The sequence below is a fragment of the Actimicrobium sp. CCI2.3 genome (assembly GCF_035019065.1).
Classification (GTDB): Bacteria; Pseudomonadota; Gammaproteobacteria; order Burkholderiales; family Burkholderiaceae_D; genus Actimicrobium.
Genome location: NZ_JASJWR010000002.1, coordinates 178,882 through 203,063, shown reverse-complemented (window position 1 = coordinate 203,063; position 24,182 = coordinate 178,882). Strand labels below are relative to the sequence as shown.

Annotated in this window: 18 protein-coding genes and 1 pseudogene; 12 read left to right on the top strand and 7 right to left on the bottom strand. The window is 56.8% G+C overall.

Annotated elements, in window-relative coordinates:
* Positions 1-402: 402 nt before the first annotated feature.
* On the top strand, positions 403-3,162 hold the full coding sequence (locus QN370_RS02230; protein ID WP_322128823.1) for a TonB-dependent receptor: 2,760 nt from the start codon (positions 403-405) through the stop codon (positions 3,160-3,162).
* On the opposite strand, the gene QN370_RS02225 is transcribed toward QN370_RS02230, so the two are convergent.
* Positions 3,150-3,887 (bottom strand): hypothetical protein, encoded by a 738-nt coding sequence (locus tag QN370_RS02225; RefSeq protein ID WP_322128824.1) that lies wholly within the window; start codon positions 3,885-3,887, stop codon positions 3,150-3,152. The genes QN370_RS02230 and QN370_RS02225 overlap by 13 nt on opposite strands.
* Between QN370_RS02225 and QN370_RS02220 the strand changes: the two genes are divergently transcribed.
* Together QN370_RS02220 and yjjJ are read left to right on the top strand one after the other, a co-directional pair.
* Entirely contained in the window at positions 3,844-6,678 is a 2,835-nt protein-coding gene (locus tag QN370_RS02220; protein ID WP_322128825.1) for a TonB-dependent receptor, read from the top strand. The two genes, QN370_RS02225 and QN370_RS02220, sit on opposite strands and share 44 nt — an antisense overlap.
* A gap of 313 nt (positions 6,679-6,991) precedes the next feature.
* Positions 6,992-8,317, top strand: a complete 1,326-nt coding sequence (gene yjjJ, locus QN370_RS02215; RefSeq protein ID WP_322128826.1) for a type II toxin-antitoxin system HipA family toxin YjjJ — start codon at positions 6,992-6,994, stop codon at positions 8,315-8,317.
* A gap of 65 nt (positions 8,318-8,382) precedes the next feature.
* On the opposite strand, the pseudogene QN370_RS02210 reads toward yjjJ, so the two are convergent.
* The 3 genes and pseudogenes from QN370_RS02210 to QN370_RS02200 form a co-directional block, all read right to left on the bottom strand.
* Positions 8,383-8,589, bottom strand: a pseudogene (locus QN370_RS02210) (recombinase family protein); the annotation flags it as partial.
* Positions 8,590-8,727: 138 nt separating this feature from the next.
* A complete protein-coding gene (locus tag QN370_RS02205; protein ID WP_322128827.1) occupies positions 8,728-9,312 on the bottom strand; it encodes a PIN domain-containing protein in 585 nt (194 codons plus the stop codon).
* On the bottom strand, positions 9,312-9,857 hold the full coding sequence (locus QN370_RS02200) for an excisionase family DNA-binding protein (protein WP_322128828.1): 546 nt from the start codon (positions 9,855-9,857) through the stop codon (positions 9,312-9,314). Before QN370_RS02200 ends, QN370_RS02205 begins: the two co-directional genes overlap by 1 nt.
* A gap of 101 nt (positions 9,858-9,958) precedes the next feature.
* On the opposite strand from QN370_RS02200, the gene QN370_RS02195 reads away from it, so the two are divergent.
* From QN370_RS02195 to QN370_RS02165, 7 genes are all read left to right on the top strand, one after another.
* Positions 9,959-10,162, top strand: a complete 204-nt coding sequence (locus QN370_RS02195) for a hypothetical protein (RefSeq protein WP_322128829.1) — start codon at positions 9,959-9,961, stop codon at positions 10,160-10,162.
* Between the two features lie 445 nt (positions 10,163-10,607).
* A complete protein-coding gene (locus QN370_RS02190) occupies positions 10,608-11,282 on the top strand; it encodes an energy transducer TonB (protein WP_322128830.1) in 675 nt (224 codons plus the stop codon).
* Between the two features lie 86 nt (positions 11,283-11,368).
* Positions 11,369-12,265, top strand: a complete 897-nt coding sequence (locus QN370_RS02185) for a MotA/TolQ/ExbB proton channel family protein (RefSeq protein WP_322128831.1) — start codon at positions 11,369-11,371, stop codon at positions 12,263-12,265.
* 3 nt (positions 12,266-12,268) lie between these two features.
* Entirely contained in the window at positions 12,269-12,697 is a 429-nt protein-coding gene (locus QN370_RS02180; protein ID WP_322128832.1) for a biopolymer transporter ExbD, read from the top strand.
* A gap of 29 nt (positions 12,698-12,726) precedes the next feature.
* A complete protein-coding gene (locus tag QN370_RS02175; protein WP_322128833.1) occupies positions 12,727-13,152 on the top strand; it encodes an ExbD/TolR family protein in 426 nt (141 codons plus the stop codon).
* A 77-nt stretch (positions 13,153-13,229) separates the two neighbouring features.
* Positions 13,230-14,462 carry a hypothetical protein gene (locus QN370_RS02170; RefSeq protein WP_322128834.1) on the top strand — a complete coding sequence of 411 codons (1,233 nt, stop codon included), beginning with the start codon at positions 13,230-13,232 and terminating at the stop codon, positions 14,460-14,462.
* Between the two features lie 344 nt (positions 14,463-14,806).
* Positions 14,807-15,967 carry an AAA family ATPase gene (locus QN370_RS02165; RefSeq protein WP_322128835.1) on the top strand — a complete coding sequence of 387 codons (1,161 nt, stop codon included), beginning with the start codon at positions 14,807-14,809 and terminating at the stop codon, positions 15,965-15,967.
* A 125-nt stretch (positions 15,968-16,092) separates the two neighbouring features.
* On the opposite strand, the gene QN370_RS02160 is transcribed toward QN370_RS02165, so the two are convergent.
* Positions 16,093-17,304 (bottom strand): urate hydroxylase PuuD, encoded by a 1,212-nt coding sequence (locus tag QN370_RS02160; RefSeq protein ID WP_322128836.1) that lies wholly within the window; start codon positions 17,302-17,304, stop codon positions 16,093-16,095.
* Between the two features lie 130 nt (positions 17,305-17,434).
* On the opposite strand from QN370_RS02160, the gene QN370_RS02155 reads away from it, so the two are divergent.
* Positions 17,435-18,376: a LysR family transcriptional regulator gene (locus QN370_RS02155; protein WP_322128837.1), complete on the top strand. Its 942-nt coding sequence runs from the start codon at positions 17,435-17,437 to the stop codon at positions 18,374-18,376.
* A 163-nt stretch (positions 18,377-18,539) separates the two neighbouring features.
* On the opposite strand, the gene QN370_RS02150 is transcribed toward QN370_RS02155, so the two are convergent.
* Complete coding sequence (locus QN370_RS02150) at positions 18,540-19,286, bottom strand: hypothetical protein (RefSeq protein ID WP_322128838.1); 747 nt, start codon at positions 19,284-19,286, stop codon at positions 18,540-18,542.
* The gene (locus tag QN370_RS02145; protein WP_322128839.1) at positions 19,276-20,247 is read right to left on the bottom strand and encodes a fatty acid desaturase family protein; all 972 of its coding nucleotides are present in this window, start codon (positions 20,245-20,247) and stop codon (positions 19,276-19,278) included. Before QN370_RS02145 ends, QN370_RS02150 begins: the two co-directional genes overlap by 11 nt.
* Before the next feature lie 216 nt (positions 20,248-20,463).
* Here QN370_RS02145 and QN370_RS02140 point away from each other — a divergent pair, with 216 nt between their 5' ends.
* Positions 20,464-23,988, top strand: coding sequence for a hypothetical protein (locus QN370_RS02140; protein ID WP_322128840.1), 3,525 nt, complete (start codon positions 20,464-20,466; stop codon positions 23,986-23,988).
* The last annotated feature ends 194 nt before the right edge of the window (positions 23,989-24,182 follow it).

Here is a 24,182-nt window from a genome sequence, read left to right as displayed (position 1 = left end):
TAACTGAGCACGATTCGGGGGTGCGAAAAATATATTTCCATGGTGCTGCGCACAAGAAACATTGCTACCACTAAACCACACTAAGAGCCGACCATCCAGGTGCTTTTAGCTATCGTAACCAACAAGTCGAAATTGATTTATAAAATTTAGCCTTTTTTGCTGTTCGCCATACAACCTAGCAGTACCCCCACGTTCAACCGAGCATTATCGCCACTTCAATTTCACATTCCATCGGCACACTGGACGTTGCAATATGGAACATACCACTTTAGTTGCTAATTGACATCTTCCATGGCGGAATGGTTCCATCGTTCCACCGTTAATTTCCTCAGGAAATTGCGTATCAGGCGACAGCAGATCGCCTTTAACCAGTGATGGACCAATCCCCCAAGGAGTGTGGCAATGATGATGGAAACCGTGATCTCACGATCAATACGTGTGATGTTTGCAGGTGGAGTGGTGCTGGGTCTGGGCTTGACGACCGCAGCCCAAGCGCAGGAAGCGTCGAGCTCCCAGCGCGTGGAAGTGACAGGATCGTCAATCAAGCGGGCACAGGCAGAAGGTTCGCTGCAAGTGCAAACCGTGACGCGCGAAGACATTCAAAAACTTGGCGTCACGTCGGTCGAACAATTGCTGACTTCGGTCACCGCCATTTCTGCCGTCGGTGCGAGCAACAGCGCCCAAGGTGTCGGCTCTACCACGTATGGCGAATCGACCGCCAGCCTGCGTGGCCTCGGATCAAGCAAAACGCTGGTACTGGTCAATGGCCGCCGACTCGCCAATTACGCGACGGACGGCGCATCGGTCGATGTCAATTCCATCCCGTTGGCAGCAGTCGACCATGTTGAAATCCTGAAAGACGGCGCGTCAGGCGTCTACGGTTCCGATGCCATCGGTGGCGTGATCAACTTTATCCTGCGACAGAATTTCCAGGGCACGGAACTGAGCGGCTACACCAGCGGTACCAAAGACGGTGGCGGTGCCACCCAGAAAGCCAGCATCCTGGTCGGCTTCGGTGACTATGAGAAAGATCGCTACAACGTGACCCTGTCGGCCGATGTGGCCAAGGACTCGGCAGTGACTGGCGCGCAACGCAGCTATGCACGCGATGCCTTTACGAATGACGGCATGCGCGATCAAAGCGCCACGCCAAGCGGCGCATTACGCACTTTTGTGCCAACCACCACCCCCAACTCGGTCAATGTGATTCCAAGAACGCTGGCCTCACAAGGCTCAGGTATCGGTAATGCCCTGTCCCCTGCCAACTGCGCCACGAACGGCAGTGCTTACGATGCCAACATTGGTACCTGCCGCTTCAACTTTGCACCGTTTGCTGACTTGATGCCGCAAGTGACCCGCGCCAATCTGGCAGGTAGTTTCCGCTTCAAACTCGATGACAACACGGAACTCTTTGCCGAAGGATTTCATTCGCATCAGCTCACGCATGTCAATGCACAAGCGTCACCGTACAGCGTCTCGTTCCTGGCACCGGATCCCTTGTTCGCCTCACAGAATGTGTATCCGGCGATCATCCTCAATCCGAGCAATCCGGCTTATCCGGCAGCATTTATTGCCGCCAACAAGCCTTCGGCTGCTGGTAAGCCGGTCACGGTCAGCTATCGCGCCTTTGATGGCGGCGGTCGCGTTCGGGAAGACGTTGCCGATCAGTCGCATTTGGTAATGGGTGCACGTGGCACGTTCAAAGGCTACGATTTCGACATCGCCTACAACCACAATTCCAGTGACGTTACCGAGTCCACCAAGCAGGGATTCCAGAATCAGATCCAGCTGGTCAAACTGTTGAGCGGAAACGATGCATTCAATCCGTATCTTCGTAACCAGTCCCCTGCCTTGGCTGCGCAAATCTACGGGACCAATTACAACGGCCAGATCATCAATTCCGTGCTGACCAACGATGCGCTCAATGGCCGCGTGTCGGGTGATCTCACTGCCCTGCCTGCCGGAATGATGCGCTTCGCCGCTGGTGCCGCCCTGGTCAACGAGCACCTGAACCTCAATCCGAGCGCCGCCTACCAAGCCGGTGACGTCTCCGGTTATGGCGGCCAGGCGCTGCCCCTGTCGGCGTCGCGCAATTCGTCAGCCATTTTCGGCGAACTTAATGTCCCGATCCTGAAAAATCTGGATGTTGACCTCGCGGTACGTACCGACAAATTCCCGACGGCCACGGCAACGAATCCGAAGATCAGCTTCCGCTTCCAGCCACTGACGCAAATGTTGTTCCGGGCATCGTATGGCAAAGGCTTCCGTGAGCCGTCGCTGCCGGAGCTGAACAGCCCGCAAACTTACGGCACCAGTGCCACGTTTGTCGACCCGGTCACCAAGGTCAACAACCAGTTCAACATCACCACCGGCGGCAATCCCAACCTCAAGCCGGAGAAATCCGAGCAAGCGTCGGTTGGCTTTGTTCTTGATCCGGTACAAGGCGTATCGATTCAGGTGGATTACTGGCGTATTGGCGTCAAGGATCTGGTAACCACGCTGGCACCCCAGTTCATCGTTGCCCAGGCCGCTACTGGTAATGCAACGTACACGGGTCTGGTACAACGCGACAGCGCTGGCAACATCACCAATATCCAAAGCACCAACCTCAATGCCGGTAGCCTGAAAACCCAGGGTATTGACGTTGATCTGCGCTGGTTGATCGCCAAAACTGTGAACTACGGTACCTTCAGTACCCACCTGAACGGCACCTACCTCACTAAATTCGACGAGAAACTGCCGGATGGCACCATCCAGCCAAGTATCGCTGCCACGATTGATGCCAACGGCAACGCACTCAATGCCGTATCTGCCGGCGGCATCATTTTCCGCTGGAAGCATCAGTTGACCTTTGACTGGAAATTCCACGACTACGCACTCGGCGTCACCCAGAACTTCCAGTCCGGTTACAAGGATGCCGCCCGGGCCGATTCGGATACCGGAACGGATGCACAACACGTAGGCGCGTTTTCCACCTGGGATTTGCAGGGTGCTTACACCGGCGTCAAAAATCTGACCTTGCGTACCGGCGTCAAAAACTTGTTTAACCGTGCGCCACCGCAAATCATCGGCCTTGGAAACTACTTCCAGACCGGCTTTGATCCAACGTATTACGACGCACATGGCGCAACCGGTTATGTGAGCGCCAACTACAAGTTCTGATCACAAGCAATAATCACGACAGCGCACGGCAGGCAACTGCCGTGCGCCAAGTTGAGCATCAGGGAAATAAAACAAGGATCACCCGACATCAGTGCGGGGCAGATTCGGGGAAATGCAGTAACGCCAGCGCCGGGTAACTTACCGGCGTTTTTTTGTTTACAAGCCGAAAAGCATCCCGCTGATCCGACAGTTCCCCACCCCTTGCACAAACAACCCCTCCCACAGCTCTGCATTACCCGGAAGTACACCCACATTCCTGCCAAGTAAAAAATATATTTCGATGCTGCTCCGCACAAGATAACGGTCCACACCGCCGCGATTCGACCGACATAAAATTCGCCGCGTAAGAGTATCGCGATGGCAATCTGTCTTCTGATATACAAAATGCAGATTTTCGCGGCAATGACCGTACAAGCGCACCGAATCGCTGTCGGGAACACGGTCACCAGGTACCCCAAGACGACTTTTGCAGCTGCAAACCAACGTTGTTTTATTGGGCTACAACCATCGGTCACTAAAAGATTTGTACTGACACGGTCGCGTTTCAAATGGAACCATGCTTTCACAAAATCAATTCTATAAATGAATTGTTTGTAGAGCCGGCAATAGCCAGCGAATAAAAATCGGTTGTTAAAAAATACTACCCCCCGAAGGAGTTTGGCAATGATGAAGGAAACCGTATTGTCGCGATCGATGCGCCTGATGTTTTCAGGCAGTGTCGTCATGGGACTGGGCATGATCGCCATGCCCGCCCTGGCACAAGAAGCCGCTGCCACACAACGCGTCGAAGTGACAGGTTCGAACATCCGTCGGGCACAGGCAGAAACTGCCTCCGCGGTCCAGGTACTGAGCCGTACCGATATCGAAAAATCCGGCAAGGCCAGTGTTGCCGAGTTGCTGCAATCGCTCGCTGTCGATAACCAGGGCTCGGTTCCGACTTCCTTCGGTAACGGCTTTGCGGCCGGCGCGTCGGGTATCTCGCTGCGTGGTCTTGGTACCGCATCAACGCTGGTGCTGGTCAATGGCCGACGCGTTGCGCCATACGGTCTAGCCGATGATGGCCAGAAAGTGTTTGCCGACTTGAACCTGATTCCACTCGAAGCCGTTGAGCGGGTTGAAATCCTGAAAGACGGCGCATCGGCCATTTACGGTTCCGATGCCATTGCCGGTGTGGTCAACGTCATTCTGCGCAAGGATTACAAAGGCACTACGGGCAAGGTTAGCTATGGCCAGTCGTCCGGCTACAGCGATGGCAAGGATGTCCGCGCCACGATTACTCACGGCTTCGGTGACATCGACACCGACAAATACAATGTCTTGCTGAACTTTGAATACGGCAACAAGGGCGAAGCGTATTACCGCGATCGCACCGATCGTCGTCAAGTCGGCAAATCAGACTTGCGCGGTTATGGCTTCAGTGCGCAAGAAGGCTTGAGCGGCGCCGGTGCGATCACCGGCAACAATGCCGCAGGCAGTTCGGTCAACGGCAATGTCCGCAATCCGGTCACCAATGACTATTACAGTCGCGGCAATCTTGCCGGTACCGGTTTCACACGCCTGTTTCCGGGTGCCAACTGCGGTAACTTCACAACCCATCCGCAAGGCGATCCAGGCGGCGGCTGCCTGACCGATGCGGCACAGGATTACAACCAGATTCAACCGAAGCAGGAAACCTTCAATTTCTTTGGTCGCGGCACACGCCAGATCAATCCAGACTTGCAGGCATACGTCGAGTACAACCTTTACAAGAGCGAGTCAAAGTCGTCATCGACCCCATCGGGTGTCAGCAGCAGCGTCGGCTATCCGGGTGGTGCGGTTAGCAATGCCGGTGTTGCCCTTGGTGCCAATCATCCGGACAACCCGTACTTCGGTACCGCAGCACGGTTGCGCTACCTCGCGGCCGATGTGGGTCCGCGCGAAAGCACAATTGATTCGACCTTCACTCGCCTGGTAGCCGGCCTGAGAGGCACGCAAGGCGCATGGGACTTTGACACCGCTTTCCTGTATTCGGAAAACAAGGTGACGAGTGAGCGCACCGGCTATCTGGCACGTGCAGCAACTTTTGCGCTGCTCAACCCGACGCCTGCCAACGTTGCTGCTGCTCGTGCCCGAAGCGCGGCGTATGCGGCATTGCCGGCTGGCAGCTACTGGCGCATCGGTGAAAACGCCGGCCTTAATTCGGCTGCTCTCTACGGTGCACTGTCACCACTCGTGAGTAACGATGCCAAGACCTCCGTCTCGCAAATCGACTTCAAGGCTTCACGTGAACTGGGCAAGTTAAGCGGTGGTGCGATTGGCCTGGCTGTTGGCGGCGAATTCCGTCATGAGTCCACCCGACTTGATCCATCAAGCGGCACCGAAGTCGGTGACGTGATCGGGTTGGGTTATTCAGCCTACAAAGGCAGCCGCAATGTCGGTGCCCTGTATGCCGAAGTCCTGGCTCCCGTGCTCAAAACGGTCGAATTGTCGGCTGCTGTGCGCGCTGACCGCTACTCCGATGTCGGTAACGCCTTCACGCCAAAAATCGGCGCGAAGTGGACTCCGGTCAAGGAATTTGCGATCCGCGGCACCGTGGCTCGTGGCTTCCGCGCTCCGAGCGCTGCTGAAAACGGCGAAGGTGGCCTGGCTGCCTTCTCGAGCGTCGCCGATCCAGCCCGTTGCGCACTGGGCGTGACAACGGCTTGCTCGTTAGGTAGTGTCGCCGTGATCACCTCACCGAACAAAGACCTGCAGCCTGAAAAATCCGAGAGCACGACCCTCGGCTTCGTCTGGGATCCATTGCCTAAGACCAGCATGTCGCTGGACTTTTTCCAGATCAAGCGGAAGAACGAAATCAACCAGGAGCAAAGTTCCGCTGCGGTTGCTGCCGGTCAGGTTTCACGGGATCCATCGACTGCCACGGCGATTGCCGGTGACCCGGGTGCCATCACGGCGGTTCTTGCCAAATACGTCAACTCGGCATCAACCACCGTTCAGGGCGCTGACCTCGACCTCCGTCAAGGATTCGAGTTGGGTTCCGGCTATGGCAAGGTCACGCTGGATGCCAAATGGACCCATCTGTTCAAATTCCTGCGCAAGGAAAAAGACGGCTCCGAGTATGACTTCGCCGGTACGCATGGCAACTGCGATGTCAGCAACTGCATGGGCACCCCATCGGATCGCGTCAACCTCGGTGCGACCTGGGAACGTGATGCAATTCGTGTCTCGACCATCGTCAACTACCGCGGCAAGCTCGACAACAAGCTGTTCAAGAACGACCCGGCCGGTTGCGCAAGCACCTTTGCTGATGGCACCGATGCACCTAACGGCTGCAAACTGGCGTCCTTCACGACCATTGACATGACCTTCCGCTGGTTGGCCAGCAAGAACGTGGAAATCTTCGGCACCGTCCAGAACCTGTTCGACAAACTGCCACCACTCGATCCACTGACCTACGGTGCACAGTCCTACAACCCGCTGGACTACAGCGGCGCGCTTGGCCGTTACCTGAACGTCGGCGTCAAGTACAAGTTCTGATGTCGTTCAACGCATAAATCAACACATAAAGTCAGCAACCCGGCCAGCAACGGCAGGAACCTGACACCAGCAACACCTTGGCCCGGGACTTGTTCCCGGGCTTTTTCATTTGGCGGTTCGGTACGCGCTGTGTCTTGCGAAAGGCACGGAAACGGCCGTCACCGACCCTGTCGCGTTGTCTCCGGCAACCCGATAATATCTATTCAAAATCAATTCATTTGTGGTCCAATAAGGTCTTCGTCTGCTATGGCGAAGACCTTTTTTTATCTATTCATAATGGTTGGAAAAAATCAAAAAAGACGACCAAATAACGATGCTTCGCCGACTCCTGTCACGCCAGCCGGCCGACGCGAAAACCCTGTCATCCGGACTGGGTATCAGCCAGTCGACGTTTTCACGGCTCTGGCCGGCAGCAGGCAATGACATCTGCGTGCTGGGCGCTGCACGGTCGACCAGGTACGGACTGACTCGACCTGTGCGTGACCTGGGAAGTACCTTGCCGGTCTATCGCATCGATGCAACGGGTACCACTCAGCATTTCTGCAACTTGATCGTCCTCGCCGGACACTGGCATGCGATCCAATTGAACGGCAGCGCGGTAATTACCCCGTGCGAAGGATTACCCACCTTTCTTCAGGATCTGCGACCACAAGGTTTTTTGGGGCGAACCGTACCGAAAGAAAATGCCGATCTGGATCTGCCCCCGGATGTGCTGAAGTGGAGCGACGATGATGTGCTGTATTACCTCGCGCGCCGCGGCGAAAACAGCATGGGCGATCTACTCGTCGGCAGTGAATCCTACCGTCGTTACCGCCAGGATCATGCGAAGGGGGTCCGGGACGTCATGACCGAAACCGATCGATCTCAGCGCTACCCGGAGCTTGCCGAGCGCGCCTTGCAAGGGGATGTGGCCGGGTCTTCCGCCGGCGGTGAGCAGCCCAAATTCCTCGCCACGATTTCATGCGACGAAGCGGACCAGCCAGGCCGTCATGTCCTCGTCAAATTTTCAGCGGGAATCGACACGCCAGGCGGGCGACGATGGGGAGACCTCCTGCTTGCCGAACACCATGCGCTCACAACGCTGGCACTCAACGGTATTGCCGCTGCAAAGTCCGATATCCTGATCTCGCAAAATCGGGTATTTCTTGAATCCACCCGATTTGACCGGCAAGGACTGCAAGGTCGATTGCCGATGCTGTCATTGGCTAGCCTTGCAGGAAAAACGGGTGCCCTCGATAAATCGTGGTCGTACGTGGCAAATCTGCTGTGCAACCAGCGCCAATTAACCGCATCCGATCTCGACGTCATCCAGCTGCTGGACCTGTACGGTGCACTCATCGGCAATACGGACAGACATCACGGAAATCTCTCACTGCGATGGAATACCGGGCAGCAGTTTTCCTTACTGCCCTGCTACGACATGCTACCGATGTTGTATCGGCCAAACACCCAAGGGGAAGTGGTTGATCGCCGACTGTCTCTGGACGCACTGGACAAGCTCGATCTGCGGCAACTACCGCGCGCGGCAATGCTGGCCAACCAGTTCTGGATGGCCGTGCTTGCGGATGAGCGGGTTTCGGATGACTTCAAGACGGTCGCAAGAAAGCATCTGGACGATGCGGCACCGATGATGCGGTAGCAAGACGGGACTTTCCGGGGCGTCACGCTATGCAGGATAAGAATCTTGGGCGTCGCGCCGAAGCGATCGAGTTTGGATACCAGCAACGTCTCTCCATTGCGAATCTGACCGAGCCGGGGCGCGAACTGAGGTAGCTGGATGGGGCTTGCGTTACCGCTGATGGCGTCAGCGAACCAGTCATCAATGACATGACCAGCGCTCTCAATTTCCAGCCCTTGATTATCGGCGTTCTGTTTTTTAGTGCTTACTCGGCCGTAGGCAAAGGTTGCCATGCTGATTTCATTTAGAGATTTTATGAGCCAACGCTAGAGGCGTTGTCAAACTCCACCTGATCAGCAGGCATCGGCGTCGTGAAATCGCACTAATCGATCAGTTCTTTCGCTGTTTTCTTCGACAAACTATTGCCTCGGTTATAAGTATTTGGCCTGGGAATGCATGATCTTTGCGAATTCGACGAGTCCGTTTTTTGAAAAAGCATCGACCAGATCAAGCGCAGAGATAAGCGGTCGCGTGTAATCCGATCGTTGCCGCTTGATCGCCTTGGTGACTAAATCAATCATGTCTAAATCGTTGATCAAATAGATCATGAAATCATCGGGCGTAAAAAGCGTGATCCCGTATTGCCCAAGAACTTTATTAAATCCAGCTTTTTTGTCATTGGAGGAGAGAATGCTTGCATTGCCAATAATCGCAGCTGCGACAACATGACGATCATCTTGATCGTTCAGCCCAGTGATGCTTTCGATCAGATGCTCATAACGCGATCTCGGTAGATAAGCGTCTGGCAGCATCTTGTTCATGCAGTCGTTCTGACGATCCACGGATGTTTGACTCAATGGCTTTAGATTTCCGTTCGATACAGCACTGCGAGCCCATTCAATTTGCACATCCTCAGACCAAATAACTTCGATGGCACCAGCTCGAACGAGTTCGATAAACAGATCTCGCAAAATGATTGAAAATAAAATATTTGCATCAACAAAAACGCGCTCCATCAATCAGGGCTCTTTGTTTTTTGCGCATTCGTACTGCTGCTGTACTTTTCGTACATCCCGGCTTTGCGGGCCTCTTCCACCAGTTCAGCTTTAATTGGGTCGAGTTTGCGCATCAATCCGTCCCAATATGTGGTGACATCGTTTTTAGATATCCGCTTGTTACTGCCGACTGACCAAGTCCTGAAATTCAATGAACCATCTGCCAGCATTTTATTGAGCGTGCCACGCGACATTCGCAATAATTCGGCAGCTTCATTCGGGCTAAGACCGGTATCTTCAACAGGGGCATCCGAATTAAGCGACTCAAAATAGTTGTCGACCTTCTTCTTGGCCTCAGCCAAACGCTCCTTGGTGAGGCCTTTATTCACGGGCTGTTTTTTGCCCTCGATCACGAATACGGACGCCAATTTTTCGGCAACTTCATCGGTGTCGAGTGTGGCAATGTCAGCGTGATTCGTGCTGGACAACAGTCGACGGACCTTGATGAAAATATCCTCCAGGGCGCGATCTTCTTTGTCATCACTGAGATGAACAATGGTTTCCATGCCGACTCCATTAATAGTTACGAACATAGTGCAGTATATGTCGCATCTGTTGTATCTGTCACACCCTTAAAGCAGTGGCATAGCAAACACCTCTCACCAAGATGATGATCGCGCGCCCACTCGGGGTTGATCGACGACGACTCTTTCTCGACGCAATGAACAAGCTCGATCTGCGACAGCTACCGCGCGCGGCAATGCTGGCCAACCAGTTCTGGATCGCCGTACTTGCGGATGAGCGGGTTTCGGATGACTTCAAGACGGTCGCAAGAAAGCATCTGGACGATGCGGCACCGATGATGCGGTAGCAAGACGGGACTTTCCGGAGCGTCACGCTATGCAGGATAAGAAAAAAGTCTTAAAAAAATCGTAGCAAGGCCTGCCGGCCATCCCGATAGTCGCCGGGCTAGCCATCACACTACCGGGCGACAACCCGCATCGACCAGCACGTAAAATTCGCTTTCCGATGGCATCGCACCCGTCTGCACGGCTGAGAACTCTGTTTCACGAAATAATGTACTGAAATAAATGTTCAAAAGAAAAAATCTGGTTTATGCAAGTGCCATGCAACTTCCAGAAACATCGCTATCTCCTTGATTAAATTGGGTTTATATTTTTATTGCTACCAGAACGCAGCTATGTATAATCCACGCCTTGGCCAGACTGCACGATGCCTGCGGCCTCTGGATCAGAATGCAACCCTACCGGGTTTCGAGATGAAAAAAAATGTATTGGTAATGGAGGAGTTAAGGCATGGATTTCTCGCAGAAAGAACGTAACCCCGCGAAAAAATTTGGCGGTCTCGCGGCTGTCATACTTCTGCACTTGTTTATCGTGTACGCGCTGGTTTCGGGGCTGGCCCGCAAGGCCGTCGAAGTCATCACCCAGCCAGTGGAAACCAAGCTGATCGAAGAGATCAAGCCGCCGCCACCACCACCCAATTTGCCACCGCCGCCGCCACCGCCAAAAATGGTTGCACCGCCACCACCGTTTATTCCGCCGCCAGAGATTCAGATCAATACGCCGCCACCGCCCGTCAATACAATTACGGCCGTGTCGAACGTCAAACCGGACAATCCGGTCATGCCAGCACCGAGCGCACCGGTCGCTGCCGCACCGGCACCATCGACGGCACCCGCTGGGCCGCCGGTCGTCGTGGCAGGCATCAACGATTTGAATAGCTGCAAACCCGACTATCCGCGTGCTTCTCTGATCGCCGAAGAAACCGGCGTTACCCGGGTCGAATTCACGGTGAGTCCGACCGGTCAGATGCTCGATGCCAAAGTCAAGAAAACCAGCGGTTCGCGCAATCTGGATCGCGCTGCCGTTGCTGGTCTGAGCCGGTGCAAGTTCAATCCGGGTACGCAGGATGGGAAAGCTGTGCAATCCACGTTCTCGGTGGAATATGTGTGGAAGCTCGATAATTAGTAACGCCGAATAAAGCTCTGCCAATCGCTGCAGTCTGGTTGGATCACATTAAAACGATGTACCCGTTTATTCATATTGGAGAAAGCATGTTTTTATCATCCCGTTTGTCTGCTTTTGCTGCAGCGCTACTGATCTCTGTCACTTCTGCAGCCGTACTGCTGACACCACAAACAGCGCTTGCCGCTGAATCAACGCCTATCATGCTGGCCCAGGCCAGCACTGAGCCAGCCGCGCCGACTGCTGCGCCGATGGCTGATCCTGCCGCTGGTACCGCCACCGCTTCGGTCGCACCGGTTACGGAAAAAGTCGAAAATCCCTACGGCCTTGACGCTCTCTGGAAAGGTGGTGACTTCGTCGCCCGTGGCACGCTGGTGATTCTGGTGTTGATGTCGATGAGCAGCTGGTACGTCATCATCACCAAGCTGATCGACCAGGTCAAACTGGGTGGTCAGGCTGCCGAAGCCGGCAAGAAATTCTGGGATGCCAAGAGCGTCGATGCCGGTACCCTGTCACTGAAAGAAGGCAGTCCGTTCCGCTTCATCGCCGAAACCGGCATCAAGTCGATCGAGCACAAGGAAGGCGCATTACTGGAACACATCGACCTCAATACCTGGGTCACGATGTCGATCCAGCGCGCTGTTGAAAAAGTCCAGAGTCGCCTGCAAGATGGCCTGGCCTTGCTCGCCACCGTCGGTTCGACCGCGCCATTCGTTGGTCTGTTCGGCACCGTCTGGGGTATCTATAACGCCCTGACCGCCATCGGTATCGCTGGTCAGGCATCGATCGACAAAGTGGCCGGTCCGGTTGGCGAAGCGCTGATCATGACGGCCATCGGTCTGGGCGTCGCCGTACCAGCCGTTCTGGGTTATAACTTTCTGGTCCGTCGTAACAAGACCGCCATGGAAAATGTCCGTACCTTCAGCTCCGACCTGCATTCGGTCCTGCTGTCGGGCGTGATGTCAACTGCAAGCAAAAAAGGCTAATCAATGGCGATGAATCTCGGCTCTTCGGATAGTGATGAAGACGAGGTGATCGCCACGATCAACACGACGCCACTGGTGGACGTCATGTTGGTCCTGCTGATCATTTTCCTGATCACGATTCCAGTGGTAACGCATACCGTGGCGGTGAAACTGCCGTCCGAAGTCAACTTCCCGTACAAGACCAAGCCAGAGAACATCAACTTGGCGGTCAACAAGGATGGCGACATGTTCTGGAACGAGCAGCCGGTGGCCGATACCAATGCGCTGCTGGCACGCCTGAAAGTGATTGCGGTCATGACACCGCAACCGGAGCTGCATATCCGCGGTGACCAGAACACCCGTTACGAGTACATCGGCAAGGTGATCCTGACGGCACAGCGGGCCGGCATCGTCAAGGTGGGGTTCATTACCGAACCGCCACCACGCAGCTAACCGACCAATCCGCCAACGAGGAGTAAGCGATGGGAATGAATATGGGATCAAGCGGCGGTGATGACGAGCCGATGATCGAAATGAACATGACGCCATTGATCGACGTCATGCTGGTATTGATCATCATGCTGATCATCACGATTCCGATCCAGAATCATGCGATCAACCTGAACATGCCATCCGGCACGCCGCCCCCGCCGACGGCACCGCCGGTGGTGGTTACCGTCGATGTTGACTTTGACGGTACCGTGTTGTGGGATGGTGTGGTAGTACCGGACCGTGCCACGCTGGAATCAAAATTGCGGGTTGTCGCCAACACGCCGACCCAGCCGGAAGTGCACCTGCGTCCGAATAAGCTGGTACCGTACAAATCGGTTGCCGCCGTGATGGCATCGGCACAGCGACTTGGCGTGACCAAGATCGGCATGGTTGGCAATGAGCAGTTCCTGCAATAACCGGCAACACATCCGTTGATGACACGGCAGGGGTCTTCCTCTGCCGTTTTTGCTTGGCCCGTCAGAAAGGTTTCACCATGTCCCGATTTCGCCTCACTCGCGTCACCTGCGTTGCCGTCTTGCTCGCCGCCATTGGCTTCACGCCACTCTCACACGCACAAGAAGGTCTTCGTGCCGAACTCGGCAAACCCTTGCAGCAAGCCCAGGACATGATGCGCGCACAGCGCTACAAGGAAGCGCTTGCCAAGGTGCGTGAAGCCGACCGCATCGGCGCAAAAAATCCGGCCGAACAACTGACGCTGGACCGCATGCGCGGAGCCGCGGCGCAAGGTGCCGGCGATAATGCCACGGCCGCCAAGTCGTACGAAGCCGCGATCAATTCCGGCAAAATGCCCGCTGCCGACAACCTCAAGCTGATGCAAGCGCTGGCCATCCTGTATTACCGCGCCCAGGACTATGCCAATTCGCAGGTCTGGATTCAGCGCTACATCAAGGAAGGCGGTACCGATCCGCAAGTGCGCGGCTTGCTGGCACAAACCTACTTCCTCAATAACGACTTCGCCAAGGCCCAAAAAGAATTGCAATCGACGATTGCCGCCGATGAAAAAGCCGGCCGCACGCCCGCCGAAGAAACCTACCAGTTGCTGGTCAGTACCACGCTCAAACAGAACGACAGTGCTGCGTATGTGCAGGCAATGGAAAAGCTGGTGCGCGCGTATCCGAAAAAACAGTACTGGGCAGAACTGGTCAATCGACTGGCCAGCAAGAAAGGCTTTTCGGATCGCTTTACGCTGGATGTCTTCCGTTTGCGTCTGGCCGGTGGCTTGCTGAAAACGGCGGGTGACTACATGGAAATGTCGCAACTGGCGCTACAGGCCGGCTACGCCGCTGAAGGCAAAAAAATCGCCGACATGGGATTCAAGGCGGGCATTCTCGGCGTCGGTGCCGAAGCACCGCGTCAGAAGCGCTTGCTGGACCTGGCCAACAGGAATGCCGCTGCAGAAACCGCCGGCTTCGCCGCTGCCGAAACTGCCGCCATAACCAGCAAGGATGGCACGGAGATGGTCAATGTCGGCTTTGCGCTGGTCGCCGCCGGACAGGCCGACAAGGGCTTGGCACTGATGGAAGACGGCATCAAGAAAGGCAACCTGAAACGTCTGGACGATGCGCGCCTGCACCTCGGTGTGGCTTACGCCAGCGCCGGCAAGAAAGACCTGGCGGCCAAGGCCTTCAAGGCCGTCAAGGGGACCGACGGCGCAGCGGATCTGGCCGGCCTGTGGCTGGTGCAGACTACAACGCCGATGAACTGACGCTCCTCGTAGCGCTCAGGTATGCGGTGCAATGCCCTTCGGTTATTGCACCCTACGTAAAAAACTGGTTCCGCAATCAAAGAAAACGCGATCGCGTAGGGTGCAATAACCGCAGGGCATTGCACCCTACGTAAAAAAAACTGGTTCCGCAATCAAAGAACTCGATCGCGTAGGGTGCAATAACCGCAGGGCATTGCACCGAATGCCCTGGCTACCATCGCCAAGCACGGACAACCATGTCGGCCAACTCCCGCTGCGGCGGTGCATTCGTCATCATTAGAACGGCTTTACAGAATTTTATGGAAACCCGATAATTATCGCCATCCCATAAAATTTCATAAATCATGACTTTTCGCCGCACTGCCCTCGCTCAGGAAATGGCCCAGCAACTACTTCGGCCTTCCTTTCTCGACACCTCACTGCGCTCCGGATTATTTCTTTCCGGCCAGCGACGGGTCGGCAAGACGACCTTCCTTGCCAGCGACCTGATTCCTGCTTTGGAGGAGTGCGGCGCGATCGTCATCTATGTCGACTTGTGGAGCCAACCACAAGCCAATCCTGCAGATTTGGTCCACGATGCCATCCGCAAGTCGCTCGATGCGCTGCAAACTCCCGGCTCGGGTGTACTCCAGAAATTAAAACGGGTGACCAGTATTGACGCCGGTGCCGCGGGCTTCAAATTCGGATTCAAGCTCGCAGACGTCGGCAAGGAGGGGGGCGTCAGTCTTGCTCATGCGTTCACGGAGTTAATTGAACAAGCTCAAACAGATGTGGTGCTCATCGTTGACGAGGTCCAGCAAGCGTTAGGCAGTGCAGACGGTGACAGCATGCTCCACGCACTGAAAGCAACATGTGATGCGATCAATACGCGACCGGACACACCCGGCTATTTTCTCTTCGTCGGAACCGGCTCGCATCGCGCGCGCGTCCAGGAACTCTCCATCAAGGGTAACCAGGCCTTCAACGGTGCGGTAACGCATGATTTTCCGGTGCTCGGGCGCGACTTTATTGAATACGTACTGCAACAGGTCGCGCCACAGCTAGCCACCAAGGTCCCGTCGATACCTGTCACTGAAGCCGCATTCAAAAGAATGGGGAGTCGTCCCGAAGAATTAATGAAGGCACTCAGTATCTTGCGCGGATTGCCTCCGGGAGCCGATGCCGACGAGCACTTGCCAACGATAGCCGAGTCTCTTGGTGCCGCTGCAGCCGATGTCGAACTACAAAAAATAGAAGCACTGGGTCCGCTTGCCGCGGCCATCTTTTCCCGTTTTTGTCATATTGGAGGAAACGTCAGGGGCGGATTTACTGCCGACACGTTGAGTGAGTACTCGGCGCAAATCGGCCGGGAAATCACTGCCCAGGAGGTGCAAAGCGTGATCGGCATGATGACTTCGGCCAACCTGCTGATGCGTGTCAGTCATGGGCACTACGGCGTCACGGACAGCTTTGTCGAACAGGCGTGGATGGCACGATTGCACACCGACGGCCTTTTGCCGGAGTGATGCGCCCGGCATCCTGCGTGCCCACGCTGCGGCTTTCATTTGGTGTGCACCGAATGCACCGCTAATCGTCGCCAAGACTGACCTGCCCCGCAACCACAACGCGTGCCGAAAACCATCCATCACCATCAACGCGCACCCGCCACATACCACTTCCCGATCAACGCCCGCTCGTCCTCGGTAATGCCGGTCAGGTTCCCGATTGGCATGGCCCGCAGCTGCACGACTTGCTGGTAAATCCGCGCCGCATGCTGATGGATCAGCGTCGACGTCTGCAGTTGCACACCCAGCGGTGCCGCCGCAAAACCCGGCTGGGTCGGTTGCGCCGCATGGCACGCGACGCAGCGCTGGTCGATGATCGCCTGCACTTGCTTGAAGTCGACTGACGCGCCGGTGCGCGCCACCGGTGTCGGCGCAATGGCCACCGCCACCGCCATCAGGATTGCCACGCCCGCCACCGGATAGCCCCAGACAATCCGGCCCTTGTGACGCAAATTGAAGAAGTGCCGGATCAGCACACCAGCCGCCATGATCGCCGCCAGCACCAGCCAGTTGGCGGTGTGACTGTACGTCATCGCGTAGTGGTTGCTGATCATGATGAACAGCACCGGCAAGGTGAAGTAATTGTTATGCACGCTGCGTTGCTTGGCACGCTGACCGTGGATCGCCTCGGGCACTTGCCCGGCCTGCATCGCTGCAACCATCTTGCGCTGACCCGGCATGATGACCATCAACACGTTACCAACCATGATAGTGCCGAGCATCGCGCCGACATGAATGTAAGCCGCCCGCCCGCTCAGCAACGTTGACAGCACGAAGGCCGCCGCCACGATCAGCATGTACAGCACGATCCCCAGTAGCCCATCGCGCTGGCCCAGCGGCGAGCGGCACAGCAAGTCGTACACCACCCAGCCGCTAACCAGCGTGCCAAGCCCGATCGCGATCGCCTGCCAGACTGCCAGGTCCGCCACCGAGCGGTCGATCATCATCGCTGACGCATTGAAGTAATACACGATGGTCAGCAGCGAGAATCCCGAGATCCAGGTCCAGTACGCTTCCCATTTGAACCAGTGCAGCGTAGGCGGCAAGGTGGCCGGCGCGACCAGGTATTTTTGCGGATTGTAGAAGCCGCCACCGTGGACGGCCCACAGTTCGCCCGACACACCGCGTTTGGCCAGCTCCGAACCGGGCAATGGCGGGCGAATCGAATTGTCGAGCCAGACGAAATAAAACGAGGCCCCGATCCAGGCGATGCCGGTCACCAGGTGCAGCCAGCGCACCAGCAAATTGAGCCAGTCGACGCCATACGTGAGTAAATACGTGAGTAAAAAAGCGTCCATGCAATCCTTGTGGAAGAGTCGGCCGTGCGACCGCGCGACGATGACTGACCTGACGAAGATAAGCGCAAACGCTGCCCAACTCATGCCACATCCCGTATATTTCACATATTCATTGTCATATGAGGCACTCATGTCCGGCGTACTTCCCGACCATCTCGACATCCATCTGATCCGCATCCTGTACATGCTGCTGTCAGAAAAAAGCGTCTCGCGCGTGGCCCTCAAACTCAACCAGCCGCAACCGTCCATTTCAGCCTCGCTGCGCAAGTTACGCGAACTGACCGGCGACCCGCTGCTGGTGCGCGGCGCGCGCGGCATGGTGCCGACCCAGCATGGCGAGAGCCTGCTCAAACCGGCCAAGCGGATTCTGGTCGAAACCGAACGCCTGTTCGTGCGCAAGGTGCCGTTCGTGGCGCAAGACGAAGGCCGGACTTTCCACATCGCCGCGCCCGATTATCTGGATAGCCAGTTCCTGCCCAACGTCGTGTCGAGCCTGCGGCGCGAATCGCCCAAGAGCAAGCTGGTGATTCATGGCCTCGGTCCCGAAATTGACTACATCCGCCTGCTGTCGGACGGCGATCTTGATCTGGTCATTGCCAACTGGGGCGAACCGCCAGCCCACTTGCACCTGTCAAAACTGTTTGAAGACACGATTGCCTGCTTCATGCACAGCGAGTGCGCCTATGCCAAACGCACCGGTGCCGAGGACATGACGGTCGAGGATTATCTGAGCCTGCCACACGTCGCACCGGCCCAGACACTGGCCGGCTACAACGGTGTCATCGAAGGCTATCTGGCCAAGCAGAACATGAAGCGCAACGTGACCGTGCAATCGGCTTTCTTCGGGTTGATTCCGTACATGCTGACGCAAACCGATCTGGTACTGACGACCGGCGAACAGTTCCTGCGCTTCTATGAAAAGACCATGCCGCTAAAGCGCTTCACGGTCCCGGTAGCCTTTCCGAAAATGCGCTACTACCAGCTCTGGCACGATCGGGTACACCAGTCCAACGAACACAAGTGGCTGCGCGACCTGATCAGCGCCGCTGCAAAATCATTGACGACGCGCTAATCCGTCCACCAAATCGGTGAGTGCAACAACCGCATCCGTCGTTTGCGTACGGTGCATTAACCGCATCCGTCGTTTTCGTAGGGTGCAATAACCAAAGGGCATTGCACCAAATGCCCCGATCAAGCCCGACAAGTCCCCTCACACGCCGCAATAAAAAGCCCCCTCACCGCACCAGCTCAAACAGCATCGCCGACATCGACGCAATCACCGGCAGCGGCGTGCGCTGCCACAGTTTTCCCGGTTGCGACAACGGAATCACGCGCCGCAAAATCACGCCGAAATCGAGCGACGGCGCATGCGGAAAATAATCTTGCTGAATCGAGACCACCTGTCGGAATCCTTTGCCGAAGTAATACGACAGCTGCGGATCGGCTGGCTCGCCGGCATGGAATTTCTTTTTGCGATGGACGTATTCCCAGGCCGAGAGGCCCGGCTCCAGCTCGCGCGCGCGCCGGAAGCCCGGCATCGGCGAACCCAGATAGACATCACGCCAGCCGGACTTCAGTGCACGCGGATAAAAAAACCGGAAAATTGCATCGGTCGCCGCTGCATGGTTGCTGCTGAGACTGATACCGAACAGGCTGCGCGTCTGCCGGTGCAGCACGTTGTCTGCCGACAAATTCGCCGTCGATTCCCAGCGAGTCGGCCCGATAAAAATCGCCGGATTAATCGGCCGCATGAACAGCGAGGCCAGCGCCTTGCCGGTGCGCGGACAAAACGTCCCGATGCATAGTTGCGGATGGGCCGCGATGCGCTGACGCAGCATCGCTTCGGACGCCGCCTGGTTCGGCTCCCATTTGTCGTGTTCCAGTGCCAGCAAAGCGGGCACATCGGCCGGCACGAGATAGCGCGTCTGCAAACGCACCGCATGCGCACGACGTAACAGCCGGGGCAACAGGTCAATAAACATAATCGACCTCGCTGGCAACGACAGGCTTGTTTGTGGTCGATAGCTCCGTGATCAGGCCGGTCAGGTAACCGCGCGTAATGACAGCACGCCCGCGAGAGGCCGGGTCGGTCATCAAGGCGCGATGCAGGCGGCCCAGTCGAAAAAATGGCACGGAGGGAAACAGATGATGATCGGCGTGGAAGTTGACGCCGTTCTGCGCAATCAGCAGCCGCTCCAGCGGGCCAACTTGCATCGTGCGCGAACTGTCAAAGCCAGCCGCCGGCAAACCGAAATGTTCGCCCAGGTCACGCACATACAAAATCGCCATCAGAAAGGTCGTCAGCGGCACGATCCAGTACAGCAGGACCGGCCGCCACAGGTCGAAATACACGACGGTCGCAAACAGCAGCAGCGCAAACACGAAGCGACTTAGCACGGTGCTGCGCGGCAGATCGGTGGCCATGCCCGCATCCACCGTGTAGCGCTTCAGCTCCTGCAACGTGTACCAGCCGATCGCGTGCTTGACGATTTCCAGCCAGATTTGCAGACGCGTTTTCGGGAACTGGTAACGGCGCTTTTTTGCGGAAGCGACATAGTTGGGATCCTGCTCGGTCCAGGCATGCTTGTGATGTAGCAGGTGATTGCGGCGAAAGCCGTGGATGGTGATGAAGAACGGGAAGGCAGTAAAGACATCGCCCACCAGATCATTGAGCCAGCCGCGCTTGCGGCTGAGCTGAAAGTGCGAGTAATCGTGCATCAGCGCCAGCAACGCATGCTGGCGAGTGGCAATGAGCAGCATGCAGAGCAGGCTCACCGCCCCATGTGCCGACCACGTCGCCAGCCACGCCAGGGCAATGATGCAAGCCCATTCGAGGCCGGTCTGCAGCAGTAACCGGGCCGGTGCAGGCGTAGCCAGGGTCTTCAGGAGGTCGCGCGGAAGGCGAATGTTTCGGGTGGGAACAGGATGTACGGAAGATGACATGAAAATCTCCATCGGTCTGTGTAACGGTAATTCGCCGATAATTTACTGATGAATTATTTCTTCCCCGTGACATCGCCACGTTGTTGGCAATCGCACCACAAACGGAACCATCAGCCCTGCGCGGTCACTTAGACAACGTCACTTGCGCTGCATCGTCTGCTCCTTTGCCTGATCCTTACTTGGTCCCTTACCTGATCCCTTCTTTGCTTGATTACCATGAGTGCAACCCCACTGACCGGTGCATCACCAGCGATCCAGCGCCGTTCCGCGCCGCCGTCAACTAGCGTGGTTGCATCGACGCCGCTGGCAAGTAACACAGCAGGCAGCCCGCTTGTCGTGCCAGCCCACAACACAATGCGCAAGAGGTTTATCCGCCTTCTCAACACCAAGTTAGTTCCGCACCTGCCGGCCCGGCGCTTCGATGCCACATGGCCGACTGTGGCGGGCGACATTTGCCAGGAGTGGGTCAAGACCCAGGCCGAGCATAACGAGACGACGGTGTCGCTTGTTGCGCTATCGCGCATGAAGGCGTTGGAATACGAACGAAAAAATCTTGCCACCATCCACGAAGACCAGCGCTTGCTGCCAGCGAACGCCACCAAAGCCGATTACTACGAGGCAGAAATCGACGCCTTCCTTGCCGCTGTCGGCGAGCCAGATCCGCAGGCGGTGCTGGAGAGTTTCAAGCTTGCCGGCAGCGGTGGCCTGCATCGCCAGCAGGCAACGATCGGCTCGACCATCAGTAATTCGCTCAGTGCGGCGGCCTTGTTCACACCAGATCCGGTAAGCAAGTTAGCGCTGGTCGCTACCCGCGCACTGACGCAGATGTGCACTTCGGCCGCCGTCATTGCCGCCGGGCCGCGTCGATTTCGCAATGCCTGCACCGAAGACATCATTCCGCTCGGACGCGCCGATGCGTCAGCCGCAGCCAAACGAGCACCCAATATGTTGCAGGCCTCACTGGGCGTCATGCGCACCTTGAAAATCAAGGACGTCACCAAGAGCCTGAAGCAAATGGAAGTGGCGATGGAGAAACTCGAACGAGCAAGGGATGGCTGCACCGTGAAAGCCCGGCAAGACACACGAGAACAACTGGAACTGGCCTTCGCCCGGATCTGCCACCAGCTCTCGGTGAAGACGGCTTACAAGACCTCGTCCGAAAGCGCAAAAATCGAGTTCATCGGCAACCTGCGCTATTTGATGAGCAGCTATACCGGCACCGCAGCCGTTCTGACTGCTTCCATGATCGCGGTCATGACGCCGGTATTCATCGATGCGGTCGTCACGGGCGGGCTGATCGCGGCAGCGACCATACTGACGGTCGTGATGTATCTCGGCTATCAGCTCGGCCCGGGTCCGTCACGAGACGGCGAAGACAAAGCCAAGCGCGCCATCGTGGCCCTGGTCAAGATGCTGGAAGTGCTGGCTGGAGAAAATTCCAGGAGCACACGCCAACGGGGCGAAGCCTATGCCGACTATCTGCAGAACCGGAAAGTGCCGCGCCTGACCCGACCAGCAGAACGAAAAAGAATCAGGAAAGCCGCCCTCGCGACGCTGCAAGACAGGCTGGAAGCGATCGCAGCCATCAAACCGCCACCCGCAGGGCTCGACCTCGCGACCAACTTTGGGATCTACAGCAAGCACATCCAGGATGCCAAGGAGACAGTCGCCGAGGCGGAGAAAAACAGGCTCACCGAACCAGTGCTCCAGCAGCAATTGAGCGACCTTGACACTCAGTTCGGTAACCGGCACCGGAATGACTTTGCCGTCGCGGAACTGGTCGCTGCCTGGAAAACTCCGATGCGCATCCGCATGGATGCAGCCAGCCGGATCGTGAAAGGCAGGGTAGCGCAATCGACCAAGCGCTTGCTGAAACTTAAGTCTGCCGAAACAGCGACAACCTGGCGAGGCGGAGCGGGCCAGATCGACCGGCGCAGGCTTGCCATCGAACTGCAAGAACAGGATTTGCGCAAGCGCCTGTGTGACCTGTTCAATCTGGAACTGGCACTGCAGGAATTGAAGCTGGCAGCGGGCACTCACGCGGACAGCGTCAACCAGGCCCGTGCGCGCGAGCGCATCGCTGCCATCACCGATACGGATGTGCAACAGCTTTTTTGCGGCAATGCCGAAGAACAGGTCGAAGCCATCAAGCTGTCGAAAGAGCTGACCGCTGGCGAAAGCGAGCGCTATACCCATGCCAATACCGGCCTGGCAGCCTTCGGCATTGCACTCAACCTCGGTGTTGCGGGCGCGGATATCGTGGTCAATGTCGGCAAAGCAACCAACGCTTACCGTACACTGCAATTCAATGACTACAAGTTGATCGCGCTCTCCCAGGCGGGTGCCGCACCGGGTGCGCACCAGAGCGCCGGTGACCGCGCCGCCTTCCAACTACGTGAAATGCAAAAGTTACTGGCAGAAACCGAGCTGAAAGAACCGGCACCCGTGCACCGCGTGCAACTGGCACTGGAAGGCAATGTCGTACAGCCGGGCGATGCCGCCGTCGACACCATCCTGCACAAGCTGGTGAAGAATCTCGGGGAGTCCGACGTCGTACCGCGCGCCCTGCACTTGACGCTGCAGCATGCATCCCCGGCGGCAGCGTCAAGTGCAGGGCGCGCGATACCCGTATCCGCAGTAGCCGAAACGGAAGTGCTGGCCGTCGACCTGAAACCAACCAGGGACTTCCACCGCGTGCAATACAAAAAAAACCCGTTCCGGCAACGCATGCGCCACATCCGCCATCAAATGGCCGTTATTTGGCGACAAACGGCGATGTCGATTGCCGGATTGCCGGTGCAAGCATTCGCCCAGCACCGGGTCAGGAAAGCGGCGCCAACACTCGCCACCGCCGCCGCATCACGCGGCAGAGCGCAAGCCTTGTTGCGGCCAACAATGTTTGACCGGACGGAAGTGCCGGTCAATGAGTCCGGCGTGAAATGCCTGGAAAACAGGCACGTCGTCATGGTGCAGGCCGGCACACCGGAGCAGGCACCGCATCCGATTCATGCGCACAAAATCAGGCAGCAGTTACACAGCAAAGCCGCCTACGCCGCAGGGCAATCGCCGCAACATGGCAGCGTCGACAACGTCATCCTGCAAGGACTGGAGTCGGGACAGGGCATCTTTCAGTTCGTCTCGCGCATGGCGCATTACGATCCCAGGAACAGTCGCGAAACACCGGTCATCGGGATGCTGCTGAAACAGCTGGGCCAGCCTCAGGGCCGACTGATCGGCGGGCGCTATCGTGTGATGAGCTTTAATCGCATCGATGAGAAAAGCAGCCACCGCGATTTTCTGCGCCATGAACTGGTTGCCGAGGACACCTGGTCGGCGTCGCAGCAGGTCATCCGGGTACCGATCACGCAGGCAGGACTCCAATTCAGCGACCGCTTGCTGCGTGAACAGGAGATCAGGCGTGCCAGCGTACTGCTCGACGAGCACAACAAGCTGCTGACGCAACCGGCCGATGCACTTAACGCCGACAAGATGATCCTCAGTTTTGCCGGCATCGGACGCAACGCCACGCTCATTACCTATCGGGTGCTCAGAGACGCGATCAATGACGGCAAGGTCACGGAAGAATCCCTCGACTTCGCGCTGGATGCCGAAATCAGCCCCAACCGGGTACGGCGCGGACCGCACTACGTCCACACGCAGGAGCAGCGGACCGAATTGCGCAAGGCACTATTGGATTGGATCAATAATCCCGATCGCACCGCAAACGCAAAGCCATCCTGACGACTCGCGTACCGGTCGCCGCGCCATGCCATTCGGCCGCGTCGACGACAAGCAGCCACCGGCAATGATGACCTGGATCAATGTCAGGCCGACGTTCCACCAGTAAATTACCGATGCCATCGGACGCGCTCCGCAACAATCGGGGTAACAGGACTCATGGCCTGATCGGCTCCGCTGGCAGTGACGGCAGCGAC

What these genes read in the sequence shown, in the direction of transcription:
- QN370_RS02190 (WP_322128830.1), top strand. Translation starts at nt 10,608, where the DNA reads ATGGATTTCTCGCAGAAAGAACGTAACCCCGCGAAAAAATTTGGCGGT.
- QN370_RS02185 (WP_322128831.1), top strand. Translation starts at nt 11,369, where the DNA reads ATGTTTTTATCATCCCGTTTGTCTGCTTTTGCTGCAGCGCTACTGATC.
- QN370_RS02230 (WP_322128823.1), top strand. Translation starts at nt 403, where the DNA reads ATGATGATGGAAACCGTGATCTCACGATCAATACGTGTGATGTTTGCA.
- QN370_RS02165 (WP_322128835.1), top strand. Translation starts at nt 14,807, where the DNA reads ATGACTTTTCGCCGCACTGCCCTCGCTCAGGAAATGGCCCAGCAACTA.
- QN370_RS02175 (WP_322128833.1), top strand. Translation starts at nt 12,727, where the DNA reads ATGGGAATGAATATGGGATCAAGCGGCGGTGATGACGAGCCGATGATC.
- QN370_RS02195 (WP_322128829.1), top strand. Translation starts at nt 9,959, where the DNA reads ATGATGATCGCGCGCCCACTCGGGGTTGATCGACGACGACTCTTTCTC.
- QN370_RS02150 (WP_322128838.1), bottom strand. Translation starts at nt 19,286, where the DNA reads ATGTTTATTGACCTGTTGCCCCGGCTGTTACGTCGTGCGCATGCGGTG.
- QN370_RS02140 (WP_322128840.1), top strand. Translation starts at nt 20,464, where the DNA reads ATGAGTGCAACCCCACTGACCGGTGCATCACCAGCGATCCAGCGCCGT.
- QN370_RS02145 (WP_322128839.1), bottom strand. Translation starts at nt 20,247, where the DNA reads ATGTCATCTTCCGTACATCCTGTTCCCACCCGAAACATTCGCCTTCCG.
- QN370_RS02205 (WP_322128827.1), bottom strand. Translation starts at nt 9,312, where the DNA reads ATGGAGCGCGTTTTTGTTGATGCAAATATTTTATTTTCAATCATTTTG.
- QN370_RS02155 (WP_322128837.1), top strand. Translation starts at nt 17,435, where the DNA reads ATGTCCGGCGTACTTCCCGACCATCTCGACATCCATCTGATCCGCATC.
- QN370_RS02170 (WP_322128834.1), top strand. Translation starts at nt 13,230, where the DNA reads ATGTCCCGATTTCGCCTCACTCGCGTCACCTGCGTTGCCGTCTTGCTC.
- yjjJ (WP_322128826.1), top strand. Translation starts at nt 6,992, where the DNA reads ATGCTTCGCCGACTCCTGTCACGCCAGCCGGCCGACGCGAAAACCCTG.
- QN370_RS02160 (WP_322128836.1), bottom strand. Translation starts at nt 17,304, where the DNA reads ATGGACGCTTTTTTACTCACGTATTTACTCACGTATGGCGTCGACTGG.
- QN370_RS02225 (WP_322128824.1), bottom strand. Translation starts at nt 3,887, where the DNA reads ATGACGACACTGCCTGAAAACATCAGGCGCATCGATCGCGACAATACG.
- QN370_RS02180 (WP_322128832.1), top strand. Translation starts at nt 12,269, where the DNA reads ATGGCGATGAATCTCGGCTCTTCGGATAGTGATGAAGACGAGGTGATC.
- QN370_RS02200 (WP_322128828.1), bottom strand. Translation starts at nt 9,857, where the DNA reads ATGGAAACCATTGTTCATCTCAGTGATGACAAAGAAGATCGCGCCCTG.